The following is a 17,132-nucleotide window of genomic DNA, read 5'->3' on the forward strand; positions in this document are numbered from 1 at the left end:
TCAGTCTCATTATTTTGCTAAAGCTTTAATCGCTTCAGCGACGGTAACGTCAGCATCAAGCTTGGCTGCTTGACGCGCTTTTGTTGCCATCATTTTTAATTCATTTCTATCAAGCTCAGCGATGGTGTTCGCTAACTTTTCAGCCGTCAGTTGTGGCTGTTCAATCATTAACGCCGCACCACATTCAACTAAATGGTCGGCATTCAGTGCTTGCTGTCTGTCTTTATGCATGAACGGAACAAAAATAGAACCGACACCGGCTGCAGACACTTCTGATACCGTTAACGCACCGGAGCGACACACTAGTAGATCTGCCCACTCATAAGCTTGCGCCACATCATCAATAAATTCAGTTACTTGAACATTATCTACAGAATGTGATTTGTATTGTTCAATCACTTGCTGTTGATTGTTCTTACCCGCTTGGTGCATCACAGTGAAGCCTTCTCCAAGCTGTGCCATCGCAACAGGTAAAGTATCGTTGAGGATTTTGGCCCCTTGGCTGCCACCCATCACTAAAATGCGGATATCGCCATCACGCTCAGCCATGCGCTGCTCAGGCTCCGGTAAAGCAACCACATCCTCACGAACTGGGTTCCCCACTACCTCTGCAGTAGGAAATGCACCAGGGAAGGCTTGAAAAACCTTTTTCGCAATCTTAGATAGCCACTGGTTGGTTAGACCCGCCACTGCATTTTGTTCATGCAAAACCACTGGGATGCCTGATAACCATGCCGCAATACCACCCGGGCCACTCACATAGCCCCCCATACCAAGTACCACGTCAGGCTGCCACGCTTTGATATGCTGCTTTGCTTGAAGTATGGCATTAATAATTTGGAATGGGGCTTTAATTAGCTTGCTAATGCCTTGACCGCGCAGACCTTTCACTTTAATGAAGTCGATCTCAATGCCATGTTTTGGCACTAAATCCGCTTCCATTCTGTCTGCTGTGCCTAACCAGCGAATTTCCCAACCTTGCTGCTGAAGCTTTTTAGCCACCGCTAGCCCTGGGAAAACGTGACCGCCGGTACCACCAGCCATCACTAAAAGTTTTTTGTTTTGTTTCATCGCGTTAGATTCTTATTCTACTAATTCGTTTTGATTATCAGCTTGTTCTTTTTGCTGCATTCGACATTCATGGTCAATGCGGAGCAGCATTGATACCGCTACCGACATAATAATTAAACTCGAACCACCATAACTGATTAGCGGTAGGGTTAGACCTTTAGTTGGAACGATGCCAGATGCAGCACCTACGTTAACAAGCGTCTGAAACGCAAACCAAATACCAATACCAAAAGCCAGATAGCCGCTGAACACCTGATCATGTTCAAAGGCTTTTTTGCCAATCAGAATGGCTTTTAACACCAAGCTAAAGATCAACATTAATACTAAGGTAACACCAACAAAGCCAAGCTCTTCAGCCAAGACCGCAAATACAAAGTCGGTATGCGCTTCTGGTAGGTATTCGAGTTTTTGAATCGAGTTACCAAGACCTTGCCCCATCCAATCACCACGACCGAACGCCATCAATGATTGAGTTAATTGGTAACCACTACCAAATGGGTCATTCCAAGGTTCCCAGAATGAAGTCACACGTCGAACACGGTAAGGTTCTATAACAATCAAACCAACGACGGCGGCAATACCAGCGACCATCAAGGCAATAAACTGTGACAGCTTGGCACCAGCAATGAACAGCATGCCAAACAGGGTCACCAACATTACAACTACGGTACCCAAGTCGGGTTGACCAAGTAGCAAGACGGCAAAAGCACCAAACACCATGATGGGTTTTGCAAAACCACCGAAGAAGGTTTTTCTCACTTCGTCTTGTTTACGAACCAAGTAGCCCGCCATGAAGATAAACAAGGAAAGCTTAGCGACCTCGGCTGGCTGTAAGTTAAATAGCCCCAGAGGAATCCAACGTGACGCACCGTTAACTGATTTACCGACAGCTAGTACCACAACAAGCAAGAAGAAGGATAATCCCAACAGGTACATGCTGTATTGAAACCAGCGCTTCATCGGGATTTGCAATATCACACTGGATACACCCAATGCGAGTAACAGGAAGATCGCGTGGCGGAACATAAAGTGAAACGGCTGATCGGTTAAACGAGCACTGATGGGGAACGAAGCTGACGTTACCATCACCAAACCTGTCAGCATTAGCCCAAGAGCAATCCATACCAATTGACGATCGTAAAGCGCCTCGGGAGTAGCACGGTTTAGCCACTGCCAGATGGATTGATTAATCTCTTTGACTCTTTGCACTGAATGTTAGTCCTTCAACACGTTAAGCATACTCATGAGCAAGTTCAGTGAACGCGTCACCCCTTGCCATGAAATTATTAAATTGATCGAAGCTTGCGCACGCCGGAGACAGCATCACCATATCTCCAGCCACCAGTTGTGGTGAGATGGATTCGATTATCTGCTGCATGGTATCGAACTTTTGTGCCGATGGGTGTAGTGGCATGAATTGATCTGCATCTTCACCGAAACAACACAATTGAACACGTTCAAGTTGCGCTAATACTGGTTCCAGCTCGCTAAAATCAGCACCTTTACCCACGCCGCCAACCAGAAGATATAGCGTACCTTGATACTCCAAACCAGACAGAGCCGCCAATGTGCTGGCTACGTTGGTTGCTTTGGAGTCATTAACCCATTTGATTTCGCGCTTGTCAGCCACCACTTGGCAACGATGCGTCAAACCGTTATAGGCTTTCAAAGCCTCAAGACTTTTGTTGTAGTCGATACCAACTTGCTTCAATAGTGCAAGTGAGACTAACGCATTTGCCACATTGTGACGTCCAACCAATGTTAAATCTTGAGTAGTAAGGACAGGTTTACCGTTATCGACCAGCCACTCATAACCATCAATCGTTGATACACCAAACTCTTGGTTATCTAGGCCAAAAGTGACCAATGGCATTGTTTGGTCAGGGTAAGTCTCTTTGTCTTCACGATTTACAATCGCACACTGCGCGTTATTAAAGATTCTTAACTTGGCCTCACGGTAATCAGCCATGCCCTGATAGCGATCCATATGATCTTCAGACAGGTTTAAAAATGCCGCAGCGGCAAGGTTTAAATTCGATGTGGTTTCTAGCTGAAAACTTGAAAGTTCAAGAACATATAAATCGGCATCAAGTTCTAGAAGGTCTAGGGCAGGAATACCAATATTGCCGCCAATACCAACATTAAGCCCAGCAGCTTTAGCAAGCACACCAGTCAAATCCGTCACGGTACTCTTACCGTTTGAACCAGTGATCGCCACAACAGGCTTATCGACTGCCCAACCAAACAGCTCAATGTCACCAACGACAGGCGTTGCTGCTTGAAGCACATCTTGAATTTCCGGCGTCGCTAAAGCAATGCCTGGGTTAGCAACCACCAAATCAGCCTCAGCTAGCCATTGGCTATTCCAGCTTCCAGAATGCAGCTCTACCGATTCAGGCAAAGATTCCTTTCCTGGTGGCAGCTCTCGCGTATCAATGACCTTCACATGCGTATGAGGCTGATATTTTACGAGATGTTTAACGACAGAGAGCCCGGTAATACCGAGCCCCACAACCACTACATTTTGAATATTTTGCCAACGTTCCATTTAAACAAGATGCTCTTAATAGTTTTAAAGAGCCTCTATAACAGAGGCTCGCATAGGATTAACGAACTTTCAGTGTCGCTAAACCAATCAGTACCAATACCATTGAGATGATCCAAAAGCGCACGATAACTCGTGGTTCTGGCCAGCCTTTAAGCTCATAGTGGTGGTGAATCGGTGCCATACGGAAAATACGTTGGCCACGTAATTTGTAAGAGCCGACTTGCAGGATTACTGACAAGGTCTCCATAACAAACACACCACCCATGATCACTAATACCAACTCTTGACGAACAAGTACCGCAATCACACCTAACGCACCACCCAGTGCTAGAGAGCCAACATCGCCCATGAATACTTGAGCTGGGTAAGTGTTGAACCATAGGAAGCCAAGACCAGCACCAACGATAGCAGTACATACCACAACCAGTTCCGAGGTATATGGGATGTATGGAATATGTAGGTAGGCTGCGAAGTTAACGTTACCTGTCGCCCAAGCGATAAAAGCAAAACCCGCTGCAACCATAACCGTTGGCATAATCGCCAAGCCATCTAGGCCGTCGGTTAGGTTTACCGCGTTACTGGTACCCACAATAACAAAGTAAGTTAGAACAATGTACAGTAAACCAAGTTGTGGCATCACATCTTTAAAGAAAGGCACCACTAATTGTGTCGCTGCAGTGTCTTGCCCATGAACATACAGAGCAAACGCCACTACTAAAGCAATCGCCGACTGCCAGAAGTACTTCCAACGAGCAATCAGACCATCCGTGTTCTTACGAACAACTTTACGATAATCATCAACAAAACCAACTGCACCGTAACCGCCTAGCACGAGAAGCACGGCCCAAACGTAAGGGTTTGATAAATCAGCCCAAAGCAATACTGTAATAATGATCGCAGCAAGGATCATCACACCACCCATGGTTGGTGTTCCACGTTTGCTGAAGTGAGATTCAGGGCCGTCGTTACGAACAACTTGGCCAATTTGCAGCATTTGCAGACGCTCAATTAAACGAGGTCCCATCCACAGCGACAGGCATAAAGCCGTCAAAATGCTCGCGATTGCACGAAACGATAAGTATTCGAACAAACGGAAAAAAGAAAAGTGTGGCTGTAGTAGCTCTGCAAGCCAAATTATCATGAAAAGTTCTCCTTTAAAGCAGCGGCTATTTTACTCATTCCTGCACTATTCGCGCCTTTTACCAACAAGGTATGTGGCACGTTTTCTGGCAAGCTCAAGTGCTGCTCTATGTGCGCGATCATCGCTTCATGCGTTGCAAAGTGAGTGCCGTTACACACTTCACTAATCACCTTGGTATCATCACCGTAAGTGAGTACATGCTCAAAAGCGAATGGGGCAGCATATTCACCGACTTGACGGTGAAGTGCAAGGCTTTCATCGCCTAATTCAGCCATATTGCCTAAAATCAACCAGCGCTGCCCTTTGAAGCTCGACAGCAATTTAGCTGCAGCCTTCATTGCCGGTACACTGGCGTTGTAACTGTCATCTATCAGCTTGATATTCTGACTTAATTGTTGAACCTCAACTCGGCCTTTCACAGACATAAGATTCGCCAAACCGCTTTTAATTTCTTCAAGCGTGGCACCGAATTGAATGCTCAGTGCAGCTGCGGCTAATGCGTTTGCCACATTGTGCTGACCAATAATGCCAAGTTCGACATCAATGGCACCTTGCGGAGTCTGCATATCAAAGCAAGCTTCACCCTGCTCATTGATGCGAATATTCGTCGCAAAGTAATCTGCCGTGTCATCACTCTCAGAAAAAGTCAGTACACTTTTATCTGCAAGCACATCTTTCCAGAAGTCACCACCATTGCTCTCTAGGTTAACAATAGCAGTATCACCAGCAGCAAGCCCCTGAAAGATTTCGCCTTTCGCTTGCTTCACGCCATCGATAGAACCGAAACCTTCTAGATGCGCCGCCGCGACATTGTTCACCAACGCAACCTGTGGTTTCACAAGTTGGGTGGTGTAAGCAATTTCACCGATGTGATTGGCGCCTAATTCGATCACCGCGTAATCATCACTTGGCTCACTGCGCAGTAGAGTTAAGGGTACCCCAATATCATTATTGAAGTTGCCTGCTGTAAACAGCACCTTGCCACGTTGCTGCAAAATGCTCGCAACCATCTCTTTTACAGTTGTCTTGCCACAGCTGCCTGTAATCGCCATAGTTGGAACATTACATTGTTCGTGAATCCAAGCACTTAGCTGACCTAAAGCAAGTTTAGTGTCTTCAACAACAACTTGAGTAATATTTAGGTCAAGTTTTCGTTGGACTAATAACGCACTCGCATTGGCCTCAACAGCCTGGCCGCAAAAATCATGCGCATCAAAACGTTCACCAACGAGAGCAACAAACAACGCACCTTCTTCAACGGTGCGAGTGTCGGTAGACACCGCATTGATCAAACTATTGCTCGATTTGCCAGCCTCTATCAGCTGACCGTTCACCGCTGAGCAGATCTGCTCGAGTGATACATCAATCATTATGAAATACCTAAAAGTTGTAGCGCAGACTCTCGATCCGAATAGTGGATCGTTTTGTCTTTCAGTACTTGGTAATCCTCATGGCCTTTACCTGCCAGAAGAATAATGTCGTTGTTACCCGCCTGCTCTAAAGCAAACTTAACCGCCTGATAGCGATCGTGTTCAACAAAGGCGGCTTCAGGCTCACTTAAGCCGGCCAGCATGTCTTTAACAATCAATGCAGGATCTTCGCTGCGAGGGTTGTCATCTGAAATAATAATGTTGTCGGCGAACTGCTCTGCGGTCACCGCCATCATTGGACGCTTGCCAGTATCTCGATCACCACCGCAGCCAAAGATTGCCCATAGTTTTCCAGAGCAGTGAACTCGCAGTGCTGCTAGTGCTTTCTCTAGTGCGTCTGGTGTATGCGCATAATCGACCACTACTTTTGCTTTATTTGGTACTTGGAACAATTCCATGCGACCAATAACAGGTTGTAGTTGAGGTGCTGTGTCGATCAAGGTTTGCTTGTCGATGCCTAGTGAGAGTAATGTCGCGAAAGCAACCAATACATTTGAGGCGTTGAACTGGCCAATTAAAGGAACAGACAGTTGTCCCTGCCCCCAACTGCCATCAAAAGCGAGTTTGATACCTGTCTCTGCATAAGCAACATCCGATGCCCATACTGACTGCTGGTAGCCCGATAACGGAAGCAATGATACGGCTACTGCATTGGACAGATCTGCCATCCAAGCTTTACCTACTTCATCGTCCACATTAATCACAGCGTGCTTACACTTATGCTGAGTAAACAAGCTCTTCTTAGCTAATGCGTACTCTTCCATCGTACCGTGGTAATCCAAGTGGTCACGGCTCAGATTAGTAAAGACGCCGACCTCAAAGTTCAACGCTTTGACTCGGCCTTGAAACAAACCATGAGACGAGATTTCCATCGCGGTATAAACGGCGTTTTCTTCAGACAACTCACTCAGTGTGCGCTGTATTTCAATCGCACTACCGGTCGTGTTAGCCGCCGTTTTAAGGTTATTTAGAAAACCGTTACCCGTGGTGCCCATTACCGCAGAACGTTGGCCAACTAGATCTAGCCACTGAGCAATCAATTGAGTGATGGTGGTTTTGCCATTGGTGCCCGTAACGCCAATAAGCTTGGTAGCTTGAGAAGAGTAAACTCGACCTGCCAGTTCAGAGAGAATTGAATTTAGCTCTGATACATAAACCACCGGCGCTTCATTTAACCATTCAACCAAACCGTGCGCTTTGTCATCGCTTGCTTGTGCAATAACTGCCTTTGCTCCCTGAGCGACGGCTTTGTCGATAAAACGACGACCATCGACTGCGTGCCCTACAATGGCAACAAAAATATCACCGTCCTTGATGGCACGACTGTCGAGATCCAATTGCTCAACCGCAATCGACGCTAACTCGGGAGCACTAAAATCTCCCCAAGGAGAAAGTAAAGATGACAGCGTGAGGCTATTACTCATATTGAATCCTGATTGGCTCTATTCTTGAAACTTGTTTTCATCAGCAGGGACATTCAGAATTTGCAGTGCCCCCTTCATGATGTCAGAAAAAACAGGGGCGGCTACCGAGCCACCATAGTAGAGGTCACCTTGAGGTTCATTGATCATCACAACCAAAGAGACTCTTGGATCACTCACCGGAGCAACGCCAGCGGTATAGGCGAAGTACTCGTCTCCATAACCACCGGAAATCGCTTTTCTAGATGTACCTGTTTTTGCTGCTACTCGGTAACCCGGCACGGCAGCTCTTGTCGCTGTACCGCCCTTTTGGGTTACGCCTTCTAGCATGTTCAAAACCAACTCAGCATTTTCGCGCTTGATGATCTGTTTTGAGAAATCTTGGTCGTTACTTTTAACAATATGGATAGGTTCGTAAACACCGTGATTCGCTAACGTCGCATAGGCATGAGCCAATTGAAGCGGAGTAATCGCTAGACCATAACCAAACGATAAGGTCGCAATTTCAAACTTAGACCAGCGTCGACGATTCGGGAAAATACCGGCAGTTTCACCAACTAGGTTCAGCCCAGACATCTCACCAAGGCCTACTGAACTGTACATACCCAGTAGCGCTTCAAGCGGCATATCCAGTGCTAATTTCGCCACACCGATGTTACTCGACTTCTTAAGGATTAACGCTAAGTCTGCTTTACCAACTTTGGAAGTATCACGTACACGGCTACCACCGATTTGCATGATGCCGTTCCCCGTATCAATTACAGTATCAGCATCCGCGGTACCATTTTCGAGAGCGGCTAGCACGACAAAAGGCTTAACCGTCGAACCTGGTTCAAAAGCATCAGTGATTACGCGGTTACGCATCTTAAAGCTTTGTAAGTCAGCACGATTATTAGGATTGTAAGACGGCGCATTGACCATGGCTAACACTGCGCCCGTTTTCACATCGAGTAATACTGCAGATCCAGAAGTCGCCTTATGATCGGCCACTGCTTGCTTGATTGCTCGATAAGCTATCGCTTGTAATCGTTGATCGATCGTGAGCTCGAGTGGCTTACCTTCTTCACGCTCCTCTAAAGCAATATTTTCAACAACACGTCCATAACGGTCTTTACGAATCGTTCGCTTACCCGCCTCGCCTGTGAGCCATTTGTCATAGCTGCGCTCAACGCCTTCTAGACCGTGTCCGTCAATTCCGGTTACACCAATAAGATGTGCGCTGACTTCACCGGCAGGGTAATAACGACGTGATTCTGCTTTAAGACCAATACCCACCAGCTTTAAGTCACGGATGTATTTAGCCATCGCGGGGCTAACTTGTCTTTGTAGATAGATAAAACGACGAGATTTTTCGCTGGAGATCTTGTTGATCATTGATTGTCGATCTAAGCCGAGTACATCAGCTAGCGCATACCAACGATCAATTTGGGCCATGCCATTTTTATCGAAGATGGTTTTCGGGTCGGCCCATACCGCTTCAACAGGCACACTGACAGCAAGTGGTTCGCCATTGCGGTCTGAGATAATCCCGCGGGCAGAAGGAATCGCCTTAACACGTACAGAACGAAGGTCGCCCTGACGAATTAAGTTATCTGGTTCAATAACTTGGATGTAAGCCACACGGGCAACAAGTGCAGCAAAGGCAAGAAACAGGAAAGCAATCACGACGTTGAAACGCCATTTAATCAGAGTCGGATCCGAGTCCTTTTCGCTCTTCACTCGCTCTTTCGTCGGTTTCTTAACGGCTTTCGCGGGTGCTTTTTCCTTTTTTCCGGTCATTTCAGTTTGATCACAACTTCTTTGTCGGAGTCTGGACGTTTCATGTCTAGCTCTCGTTTTGCCGATGCTTGAACGCGACTGTGTTCAGCCAGAGACGTCTCTTCAAGCATTAAATTTCGCCATTCATTATCAAGCTGTTCACGCTCACTCAACGCCATGTCTTTGTGCGTGATAGCCTGACGTGACATGTGTGTCGTGAGAACGACCCCCATCGCGCTCGCGAAGATACAGATAAGCAACACCAATGGGACTCTACCTACGGAGATCAAATCAAAAAATATTATCTTGGCTAAGTTCGGCTTGGAGGTCTTCATTGACTATAGCTTTTCTGCGATTCGTAATACTGAGCTACGTGAACGAGTGTTCTCATCCACTTCGCCTTTCGATGGTTTTATCGCTTTGCCTACCGGCTTAAGAACAGCACTGCCTAGTGCTTTGATCTGCTCTTCCGTTAAAGGGAGACCGTGAGGCACTTGTGGGCCTTGACTCTCTTTACGAATAAAGCGCTTCACCATACGGTCTTCAAGTGAGTGGAAGCTAATAACAGACAGGCGGCCTTCTGGGGCAAGAATACTTGCTGCGCCTTTTAGTGCCGTATCGATCTCTTCCAGTTCACTGTTAATGTAGATACGGAATGCTTGGAAAGCACGTGTTGCTGGATGCTTTTTCTCTTTGAAGCTTTTTGGTGCTACATCAGAGATAAGCTTAGCCAACTGACCAGTGCGAGTTAACGGCTCATTTTCTTCGTTTTCTTGATAAGCGATGATGCCTTTCGCGATACGACGAGCGTGCTTGTCTTCACCAAACTCGCGAATCACCCAAGTGATGTCATCAAGATCCGCTTCTAGTAGCCACTGAGATACAGGAATGCCCGAAGTTGGGTCCATACGCATATCTAGTGGGCCATCTTTCATGAAACTGAAGCCACGTTCAGCGTCATCAAGTTGTGGTGAAGAAACACCTAAATCCAGCAGAACACCGTCAACTTTACCCACTAAATCATAGCGCTCTGCGTATTCAGCCATACCTGAGAATGGACCGTGGATGATAATAAAGCGAGGGTCATCAATTTTTTGTGCTTCTGCAATCGCTTGTGGATCGCGGTCGATACTAAATAGTCGTCCATTCTCGCCCAGTTTAGACAGGATTGTACGGCTGTGACCACCACGGCCAAAAGTACCATCGATGTAGGTACCGTCAGGTTTGATCGCAAGTCCGTCAATAGATTCGTTAAGCAATACTGAAATATGTTTGAATGCTTCTGTCATAGTCTTCTCAGTGAGTGGATTGAGCCATTAGTTCGGCAATAATTTGTTCTGTTAACGTTTTAGTGTACTGATTTCACGCTGTATCTCCACCATATTGTGTACAGGCTTTGGGAATTTTTGACCCAAGCTCATACCAAGATGACGGATTTTAAGGAAATCTAAATAATTTACGTCAATATAAAGCAAAAAACCCATCACTACCGTTAAGTAATGATGGGTTCTTAAAATGGGTGGAGTTGACACATACGCCGGGTTCTGTTCCGCTTGCGCGGCGGTAACCATTCGTCTAGGCCTGCAATCGCTCACAGGCTCAAGCAATCTACCCGCCCCCATACGCGAGCAACGCAATGTGAGGGCCTATTTGATCTTGCTCCGGGTGGAGTTTACCTTGCTACGAACTGTTACCAGTCGCACGGTGCGCTCTTACCGCACCCTTTCAGCCTTACCTGTGCCTCTTCCGAAGAAATGAGGCCATCGGCGGTCTTCTCTCTGCTGCACTTGTCGTGGGCTCGCGCCCCCCAGACGTTATCTGGCACCCTGCTCTATGGAGCCCGGACGTTCCTCCCCTCTGCCAGTCTCCCGAAGGACTTCAACGTCAGTTTCCCGAAGGACCTCAACGTCAGTCTCCCGAAGGACATCAGCAAAGCAGCGATTACCCGTTCAACTCCGAGGGCGGATTGTATAGAGATTAGTGTGCAGTGTCTAGTGAGATCACAAATATGGTGCAAACCAATGATTAACTGATGGGGAATTGACCGTAAAGAGCAACTTAAGAGCAGATGCGGGTAGCGATATTCGTTGTGAGAAAAGAGCTCAGAGCGGATTAGAGCGTTGTGATAAGAGATACAGATAAAAGATGCTCATTGCGAGCTCTTTTACCTGTATCTGTGTTAACTGCTTAAAGAAGCATTAGCCATCCAGGTGCTCTAGGCCCCATTTGTACAGCGCGTTCTTTTTCAGGTTATAGATTTCTGCTGTCATTGCCGCCGCTTTTTTAAGAGGCAGTTCTTTGGTCAGAATAGCCAACGTGCGAGTCACTTCATCTGGTAGTTCAGTGCTCGCTTCTTCGCGGTGGCCATGAATCAGTAATACCATCTCGCCGCGCTTGCGGTTCGCGTCCTCTTCAATCCACTCAATCAGCTCACCAAGAGGCAGGCCTTGAATGGTTTCGAAAGTCTTCGTTAACTCACGCGCCAATACAACTTCACGCTCAGGGCCTAAAATCTCAAGCATATCTTGAAGAGAGTCAGAAATGCGGTGCGGTGATTCGTAGAAGATGCACGTGCGTTCAGCTTTTGCTATCTCAAGAAACTTATCTTTACGACCTTTACTCTTTGGTGGCAAAAAGCCTTCAAAGCTAAAACGATCTGATGGCAAACCTGACGCACTTAACGCGGTAATCACCGCACAAGCACCAGGAAGTGGCACAACTCTCACACCCGCTTGACGACATTGTGATACAAGATGGTAACCTGGATCACTGATTAAAGGTGTACCCGCATCAGAGACTAATGCGATAGACTGGCCTTCTAATAACTTTTCGACTAGAACTTGAGCTTTAGTTTGTTCATTATGATCATGTAAAGCGAACGTTCTGGTTGATATATTGAAGTGAGCAAGCAGCTTACCCGTGTGGCGTGTGTCTTCGGCTGCAATAACATCGACACTTGATAAAATTTTAATTGCTCTTTGAGTGATATCTCCCAAATTTCCGATTGGGGTAGGCACAATGTAGAGAGTTGGGCTCTCTGTGAGCAAGGTTTTGTTATCTGTCATTTGTTTACCATCACTTCAACGATTAATATAGATACAAATTTATACGGAATTTAAAGAACTCATGGCAACGATGAACCATAAGAGACTCAGTGTACCACGCTTACTCACTCCAATTGCATTGGCAATTACATTGGCGGCTTGTTCTTCAGGTCCGCAAACACCAACAAGCGTAGATATTACACTAGATCCAGTGCAATCCACTGAAAGCTACATGATGCAAGCAGACAGTAGCAAAGGAAGCCTACAAAACGACTGGTTAATCATGGCGCTTAAAGCTTCTGTGCAAGCTGGCAAAACTGACCAAGCAACTCTGCTTATTAAACGCATAGCAAAACAAGAACTCACTGAAGTTCAGCAAGCAGAGTGGCAACTCGCTCGAGCTCAACTGTTGGTAAATAACTCACAGCCGGATCAAGCGTACAGCCAACTGAACTTCCAGCCTTGGTGGAAACTACCAAACGAGCAATGGAAAGATTACCACGAGCTACGCGCGAATATTTCAGAAATGCGAAGCGAGTATTTCGAAGCGAGTCGTGAACTTGTTCTTTATTCCGAGTACGCAGAAGATAGCGACGAGATCCAACAGCAAACCGCTGATCGAATTTGGCAAAGTCTAAATAGCTACTCTCAATATGAGATTCTAGAGCTAAAAACGTCGCCGACGGAAGACGTTTTAGCCGGTTGGTTACAGCTCGCTATCTATATGAAGACCCTTAACTCGAACCTTCCAAATCTACAAGAGACCTTGTCTGATTGGTTAGCCGAGAACCCTCAGCACCCTGCTGCTACTTACACACCACAGGCAATCACTGACATTTTGGCGTTAGAGATAAGCAAACCAACCAGTACTGCACTACTGCTACCGCTAACGGGTAAATATGGTAAGCAAGCACAACTGGTTCGTGATGGTTTCATCTTTGCGATGATGAACGACAAAGAGCGCGAAGAAGATGCAACGCTGACGGTTATGGATACCAATGTTCAAAGTGCCGCTGAGATTAAAGCGACGCTAGAAGAGAACAATGTTGACTTCATCGTTGGTCCACTGATTAAGAGCAACATCACTAAGCTTCAGCAAGCACAGAAAAACCACGAGAATTCAATCCCAGCTTTAGCTCTGAATATTCCAACTCAGCTAGAACCTGACACCAATATTTGTTACCTCGCTCTATCACCAGAGCAAGAGGTTGCTCAAGCAGCGAAACACCTGTTTGCTCAAGGCTACAAATACCCACTGATTCTGGCTCCGAAGGGACGCCTTGGTGATCGTGTTGAGCAAGCGTTTAAAGAAGAGTGGAAGAAATACAGCAACAACGATGTGGCAATCAGCTTCTTCTCTGACAAACGCCAACTTCAACGCAACGTGAATCAGGTATTCGGCCTACAAGAGAGCCAACAGCGTATCGCGCAAATGGATAACCTGCTTGATCTAGACCTAGAAACCGAACCACGCAGTCGTCGTGATATCGATTCTGTCTACATCGTGGCGAAGAACTCAGAACTAACGCTAATCAAGCCTTTCATTGAAGTTGCGATCAACCCAGACGCTAGCCAGCCTGCTCTTTTCTCTAACTCACGCAGTAACAGTGGTGATAAGCAGTATGAAGACCTAACAGGTGTATTCTACAGTGATATCCCACTGCTGGTTGAAAACAAAGGTGAGCTGAACAAAGAGCTTAACGAACTATGGCCTGCACATTCAAACGGCCAGAAACGTCTGCAAGCGTTAGGTATGGATGCATACTACCTAATGGACGCGCTACCACAAATGAAAGCCGTGCAAGGTTATAGCATTCCGGGTGAAACGGGCGTGTTAACCATCGACAACAACTGTGTCGTACAACGTGAAATCAGCTGGGCAGAGCATGGGGCTTTTTAGCCGAACGTTCTTATCTAAAGCAAAGATCACCCATAAACAAGTGGGTGATCAATACGAAGCTGTGGCAAAGGCCTATCTGACCCGCCACGGTTTATCGTTAATTCAACAAAACTTCATAGCAAAATGTGGCGAGATTGATCTTATAATGCGCCATAACAATACGATTGTGTTTGCCGAGGTAAAATACCGTAAGCAAACTCGCTACGGACATGCCGCTGAGATGGTGACAGCGAAGAAGTCACAAAGGCTACTCAAAACAGCCCAAGTGTGGCTGATGCAGCAAGGCTTGTCGGTACACTCCACAGATTTCAGGTTTGATATCATTGCCATTGAAGGGCCAGATGATCATATCGACTGGATTCAAAACGCGATTACCCAAGGATAAACATGCTAGACAGCATTAAAGAAAGTTTTACAGAAAGTATTCAAATCCAAATTGCGGCTGCAGAAGCACTGCCAGACGCAATCACGCACGCCGCTCAAGCTATGGTTGCGACCTTGCTCAACGGAAACAAAATCCTATGTTGTGGTAATGGTGGCTCCGCATCAAACGCTCAGCAATTTGTATCATGCCTACTTAACCGTTTTGAAACTGAGCGCCCTAGCCTCCCAGCGATGGCTCTTATGGCTGACAACACCACACTCACTGCGGTCGCAAACGACTACCACTACGAAGAGATCTTCTCTAAGCAGGTTCGTGCGTTTGGTCAAACGGGTGATATCTTACTGGCTATCTCGACTAGCGGTGACAGCAAGAACATCATCAAAGCGATGGAAGCTGCGGTAACACGAGACATGACAATCATTGCCTTTACTGGTAAAGATGGTGGTGAAATGGCAGGCTTACTTGGAGAGCACGATGTTGAAATTCGTATCCCTTCACACCGCACAGCGCGCATTCATGAAGTACACATGGTGACACTACACTGCCTATGTGACCTAATCGACCAAGTACTCTTCCCTGCTCACGAAGAGTGATATACGGAGCATCACAATGAAATCATTAACCTCTATGAAGCTGTTTAAGTTGATTAGTGTTTCGCTACTTACACTGTCCCTATCTGGTTGTGCTGGCATTTTCATTGCTGGTGCAGCAACCACGGCAAACATCGTCACTGACACTCGTACCACCAAAGAAATTTGGAACGACAACAATATCGAATTTGAAGTCGCAGCCATCACCAATAAACAGCCATACCGTGGTAGCGTGCGTGTCACCGCTAGCTCTTACCGCGGCACTGTCGTGTTAATGGGCCAAGCAACAACAGATGCAGAACGTCGCGCTTTTGAAAGCCAAGCCAAAGATGTTCCTGGTGTCAAGAGCATCCATAACCAAATTCGCGTGAAAGAGCCACTCTCTGTGAGCGCTATCAGTAAAGACAGCTGGATTACTACTAAGGTGAAGTCGGCTCTACTGGCTAACTCAGATCTTAACGGCATCAAAGTGAAAGTAATCACCGAAGACTCAGAAGTATTCTTGCTGGGTTTAGTGTCTCATGAACACGCAGATATCGCGACGGAAGTAGCACGGAACATTTCAGGTGTTAAGCAGGTAATCCGAGCGTTTGAATATGACGATGAAGATACGGCGCTTAACTAGCGGTTTACCTGAGCCCTGTAAAGACAACTTATTACATAAAAGAAAAAAGCAGCGATAAGTCGCTGCTTTTTTTATTGAGTCGTTATTTTATAACACGAAGGCTTGGGCGACCTTTAGCGGGGCGAGGAGGCTCCGGATCTAAGTCTGGCTCTTCAGCTTCTGGGTCAGCTGTTGCTACGCTCAAAGATGGACCTTTTTCTGGTTCTTCAAAAGGACTTTCTTCAATCCCTTCTTCAAACGCTTCCATGTAAGCCTCTTCAGGTTCAAACATGGTACCAGCACCATTTTCACGAGCATAAATCGCTTGTACTGCGTAAAGTGGAACGATCACAGAGTGTGGACGACCACTAAAGCGAGCACTAAACGTCACCGCTTCGTTACCCAGTTCAAGTTGCCCAACTGCACGAGGCGCGATGTTCAGAATGATCTGACCATCTTGAACAAACTCTTCTGGAACTCGCACTCCCGGTAATGTTGCTTCAACAACAAGGTGAGGAGTTAGTTCGTTATCAACCAGCCATTCATAAAATGCACGAAGCATGTATGGTCGGCGTGGAGCCATATTTGAAATATCCATAACGCTTAGCGAACGAGTCGCATCTCACGCTCAGCTTCAGTTAAAGAAGCTAGGAATGAATCACGTTCGAATACACGGTTCATGTAAATCTTAAGCTCTTTAGAACCAGGACCAATTAGTTCAATACCAAGCTCAGGTAAACGCCATAGTAGCGGGGCTAAGTAACAATCAATTAGGCTAAACTCTTCGCTCATAAAGTATTCATACTCAGCGAAGATAGGAGCAAGAGTTAGTAGGTCGTTGCGCAGTTTAACGCGAGCTGCTTCAGATTCTTCAGCGTTGCCTTTAACGATCTTCTCTGCAACTGAATACCAGTTCCGCTCAATGCGATACATCATTAGACGGCTGTTACCACGAGCAACCGGGTATACAGGCATCAACGGTGGGTGAGGAAAACGCTCATCTAGGTATTCCATGATGATCTTTGAGTCATATAAAGCAAGCTCACGATCAACAAGAGTTGGTACTGATTTGTATGGGTTCAGTTCAACAAGCTCTGCTGGTAGATTTTTTTCATCAACCAACTCAACTTCAACACTTACGCCTTTTTCAGCAAGAACGATGCGCACCTGATGGCTATACATATCAGAAGCACTTGAGAAAAGAGTCATTACAGAACGTTTATTGGCAGCTACAGCCATG

The 17,132-nt window shown here is 46.4% G+C and carries 16 protein-coding genes and 1 other RNA gene; 4 read left to right on the top strand and 13 right to left on the bottom strand.

The window, feature by feature from the left end; all coding sequences use genetic code 11:
- Positions 1 to 9: 9 nt before the first annotated feature.
- From murG to rsmI, 11 genes are all read right to left on the bottom strand, one after another.
- Positions 10 to 1,071, bottom strand: coding sequence for an undecaprenyldiphospho-muramoylpentapeptide beta-N-acetylglucosaminyltransferase (gene murG, locus L1D11_RS01810; RefSeq protein ID WP_004740739.1), 1,062 nt, complete (start codon positions 1,069 to 1,071; stop codon positions 10 to 12).
- A 12-nt stretch (positions 1,072 to 1,083) separates the two neighbouring features.
- Positions 1,084 to 2,280, bottom strand: coding sequence for a cell division protein FtsW (gene ftsW, locus L1D11_RS01815; protein WP_239861992.1), 1,197 nt, complete (start codon positions 2,278 to 2,280; stop codon positions 1,084 to 1,086).
- Positions 2,281 to 2,302: 22 nt separating this feature from the next.
- A complete protein-coding gene (gene murD / locus L1D11_RS01820; protein ID WP_239861994.1) occupies positions 2,303 to 3,619 on the bottom strand; it encodes a UDP-N-acetylmuramoyl-L-alanine--D-glutamate ligase in 1,317 nt (438 codons plus the stop codon).
- A 58-nt stretch (positions 3,620 to 3,677) separates the two neighbouring features.
- Entirely contained in the window at positions 3,678 to 4,760 is a 1,083-nt protein-coding gene (gene mraY, locus L1D11_RS01825; protein ID WP_239861996.1) for a phospho-N-acetylmuramoyl-pentapeptide-transferase, read from the bottom strand.
- The gene (gene murF / locus L1D11_RS01830; RefSeq protein WP_239861998.1) at positions 4,757 to 6,130 is read right to left on the bottom strand and encodes a UDP-N-acetylmuramoyl-tripeptide--D-alanyl-D-alanine ligase; all 1,374 of its coding nucleotides are present in this window, start codon (positions 6,128 to 6,130) and stop codon (positions 4,757 to 4,759) included. The genes mraY and murF overlap by 4 nt, the downstream gene beginning before the upstream one ends.
- Positions 6,130 to 7,614 (bottom strand): UDP-N-acetylmuramoyl-L-alanyl-D-glutamate--2,6-diaminopimelate ligase, encoded by a 1,485-nt coding sequence (gene murE / locus L1D11_RS01835; protein WP_239862000.1) that lies wholly within the window; start codon positions 7,612 to 7,614, stop codon positions 6,130 to 6,132. The genes murF and murE overlap by 1 nt, the downstream gene beginning before the upstream one ends.
- A gap of 18 nt (positions 7,615 to 7,632) precedes the next feature.
- Entirely contained in the window at positions 7,633 to 9,390 is a 1,758-nt protein-coding gene (locus L1D11_RS01840) for a penicillin-binding transpeptidase domain-containing protein (protein ID WP_239831596.1), read from the bottom strand.
- Positions 9,387 to 9,704 carry a cell division protein FtsL gene (gene ftsL / locus L1D11_RS01845; RefSeq protein ID WP_239831597.1) on the bottom strand — a complete coding sequence of 106 codons (318 nt, stop codon included), beginning with the start codon at positions 9,702 to 9,704 and terminating at the stop codon, positions 9,387 to 9,389. Before ftsL ends, L1D11_RS01840 begins: the two co-directional genes overlap by 4 nt.
- A gap of 3 nt (positions 9,705 to 9,707) precedes the next feature.
- The gene (gene rsmH / locus L1D11_RS01850) at positions 9,708 to 10,658 is read right to left on the bottom strand and encodes a 16S rRNA (cytosine(1402)-N(4))-methyltransferase RsmH (RefSeq protein WP_239831598.1); all 951 of its coding nucleotides are present in this window, start codon (positions 10,656 to 10,658) and stop codon (positions 9,708 to 9,710) included.
- Positions 10,659 to 10,886: 228 nt separating this feature from the next.
- An RNA gene (gene rnpB, locus L1D11_RS01855) (RNase P RNA component class A) lies at positions 10,887 to 11,326 on the bottom strand.
- A 241-nt stretch (positions 11,327 to 11,567) separates the two neighbouring features.
- A complete protein-coding gene (gene rsmI / locus L1D11_RS01860) occupies positions 11,568 to 12,434 on the bottom strand; it encodes a 16S rRNA (cytidine(1402)-2'-O)-methyltransferase (protein ID WP_239831599.1) in 867 nt (288 codons plus the stop codon).
- 61 nt (positions 12,435 to 12,495) lie between these two features.
- Between rsmI and L1D11_RS01865 the strand changes: the two genes are divergently transcribed.
- From L1D11_RS01865 to L1D11_RS01880, 4 genes are read left to right on the top strand one after another with little or no spacing between them, the layout of a single operon-like run.
- On the top strand, positions 12,496 to 14,313 hold the full coding sequence (locus L1D11_RS01865; RefSeq protein WP_239831600.1) for a penicillin-binding protein activator: 1,818 nt from the start codon (positions 12,496 to 12,498) through the stop codon (positions 14,311 to 14,313).
- On the top strand, positions 14,300 to 14,698 hold the full coding sequence (locus L1D11_RS01870) for a YraN family protein (protein WP_239831601.1): 399 nt from the start codon (positions 14,300 to 14,302) through the stop codon (positions 14,696 to 14,698). Before L1D11_RS01865 ends, L1D11_RS01870 begins: the two co-directional genes overlap by 14 nt.
- A gap of 2 nt (positions 14,699 to 14,700) precedes the next feature.
- Positions 14,701 to 15,291: a phosphoheptose isomerase gene (locus L1D11_RS01875; protein ID WP_239831602.1), complete on the top strand. Its 591-nt coding sequence runs from the start codon at positions 14,701 to 14,703 to the stop codon at positions 15,289 to 15,291.
- Positions 15,292 to 15,307: 16 nt separating this feature from the next.
- A complete protein-coding gene (locus L1D11_RS01880; RefSeq protein WP_239831603.1) occupies positions 15,308 to 15,913 on the top strand; it encodes a BON domain-containing protein in 606 nt (201 codons plus the stop codon).
- Between the two features lie 82 nt (positions 15,914 to 15,995).
- Here L1D11_RS01880 and sspB read toward each other — a convergent pair whose 3' ends face one another.
- Together sspB and sspA are read right to left on the bottom strand one after the other, a co-directional pair.
- Entirely contained in the window at positions 15,996 to 16,490 is a 495-nt protein-coding gene (gene sspB, locus L1D11_RS01885) for a ClpXP protease specificity-enhancing factor (protein ID WP_275665853.1), read from the bottom strand.
- 5 nt (positions 16,491 to 16,495) lie between these two features.
- On the bottom strand, positions 16,496 to 17,131 hold the full coding sequence (gene sspA, locus L1D11_RS01890; protein WP_009848943.1) for a stringent starvation protein SspA: 636 nt from the start codon (positions 17,129 to 17,131) through the stop codon (positions 16,496 to 16,498).
- Position 17,132 lies beyond the last annotated feature (1 nt).

Origin of the sequence: Vibrio sp. Isolate32 (assembly GCF_022397955.1) — a bacterium.
In the GTDB taxonomy this organism is placed as follows: Bacteria; Pseudomonadota; Gammaproteobacteria; order Enterobacterales; family Vibrionaceae; genus Vibrio.

Bases quoted from the DNA above. Each gene is read 5' to 3' on its own strand.
- L1D11_RS01875 (WP_239831602.1), top strand. From the start codon at position 14,701: ATGCTAGACAGCATTAAAGAAAGTTTTACAGAAAGTATTCAAATCCAA.
- murE (WP_239862000.1), bottom strand. From the start codon at position 7,614: ATGAGTAATAGCCTCACGCTGTCATCTTTACTTTCTCCTTGGGGAGAT.
- L1D11_RS01880 (WP_239831603.1), top strand. From the start codon at position 15,308: ATGAAATCATTAACCTCTATGAAGCTGTTTAAGTTGATTAGTGTTTCG.
- L1D11_RS01840 (WP_239831596.1), bottom strand. From the start codon at position 9,390: ATGACCGGAAAAAAGGAAAAAGCACCCGCGAAAGCCGTTAAGAAACCG.
- L1D11_RS01865 (WP_239831600.1), top strand. From the start codon at position 12,496: ATGGCAACGATGAACCATAAGAGACTCAGTGTACCACGCTTACTCACT.
- murF (WP_239861998.1), bottom strand. From the start codon at position 6,130: ATGATTGATGTATCACTCGAGCAGATCTGCTCAGCGGTGAACGGTCAG.
- mraY (WP_239861996.1), bottom strand. From the start codon at position 4,760: ATGATAATTTGGCTTGCAGAGCTACTACAGCCACACTTTTCTTTTTTC.
- murG (WP_004740739.1), bottom strand. From the start codon at position 1,071: ATGAAACAAAACAAAAAACTTTTAGTGATGGCTGGTGGTACCGGCGGT.
- L1D11_RS01870 (WP_239831601.1), top strand. From the start codon at position 14,300: ATGGGGCTTTTTAGCCGAACGTTCTTATCTAAAGCAAAGATCACCCAT.
- sspB (WP_275665853.1), bottom strand. From the start codon at position 16,490: ATGGATATTTCAAATATGGCTCCACGCCGACCATACATGCTTCGTGCA.
- sspA (WP_009848943.1), bottom strand. From the start codon at position 17,131: ATGGCTGTAGCTGCCAATAAACGTTCTGTAATGACTCTTTTCTCAAGT.
- ftsL (WP_239831597.1), bottom strand. From the start codon at position 9,704: ATGAAGACCTCCAAGCCGAACTTAGCCAAGATAATATTTTTTGATTTG.
- murD (WP_239861994.1), bottom strand. From the start codon at position 3,619: ATGGAACGTTGGCAAAATATTCAAAATGTAGTGGTTGTGGGGCTCGGT.
- rsmH (WP_239831598.1), bottom strand. From the start codon at position 10,658: ATGACAGAAGCATTCAAACATATTTCAGTATTGCTTAACGAATCTATT.
- rsmI (WP_239831599.1), bottom strand. From the start codon at position 12,434: ATGACAGATAACAAAACCTTGCTCACAGAGAGCCCAACTCTCTACATT.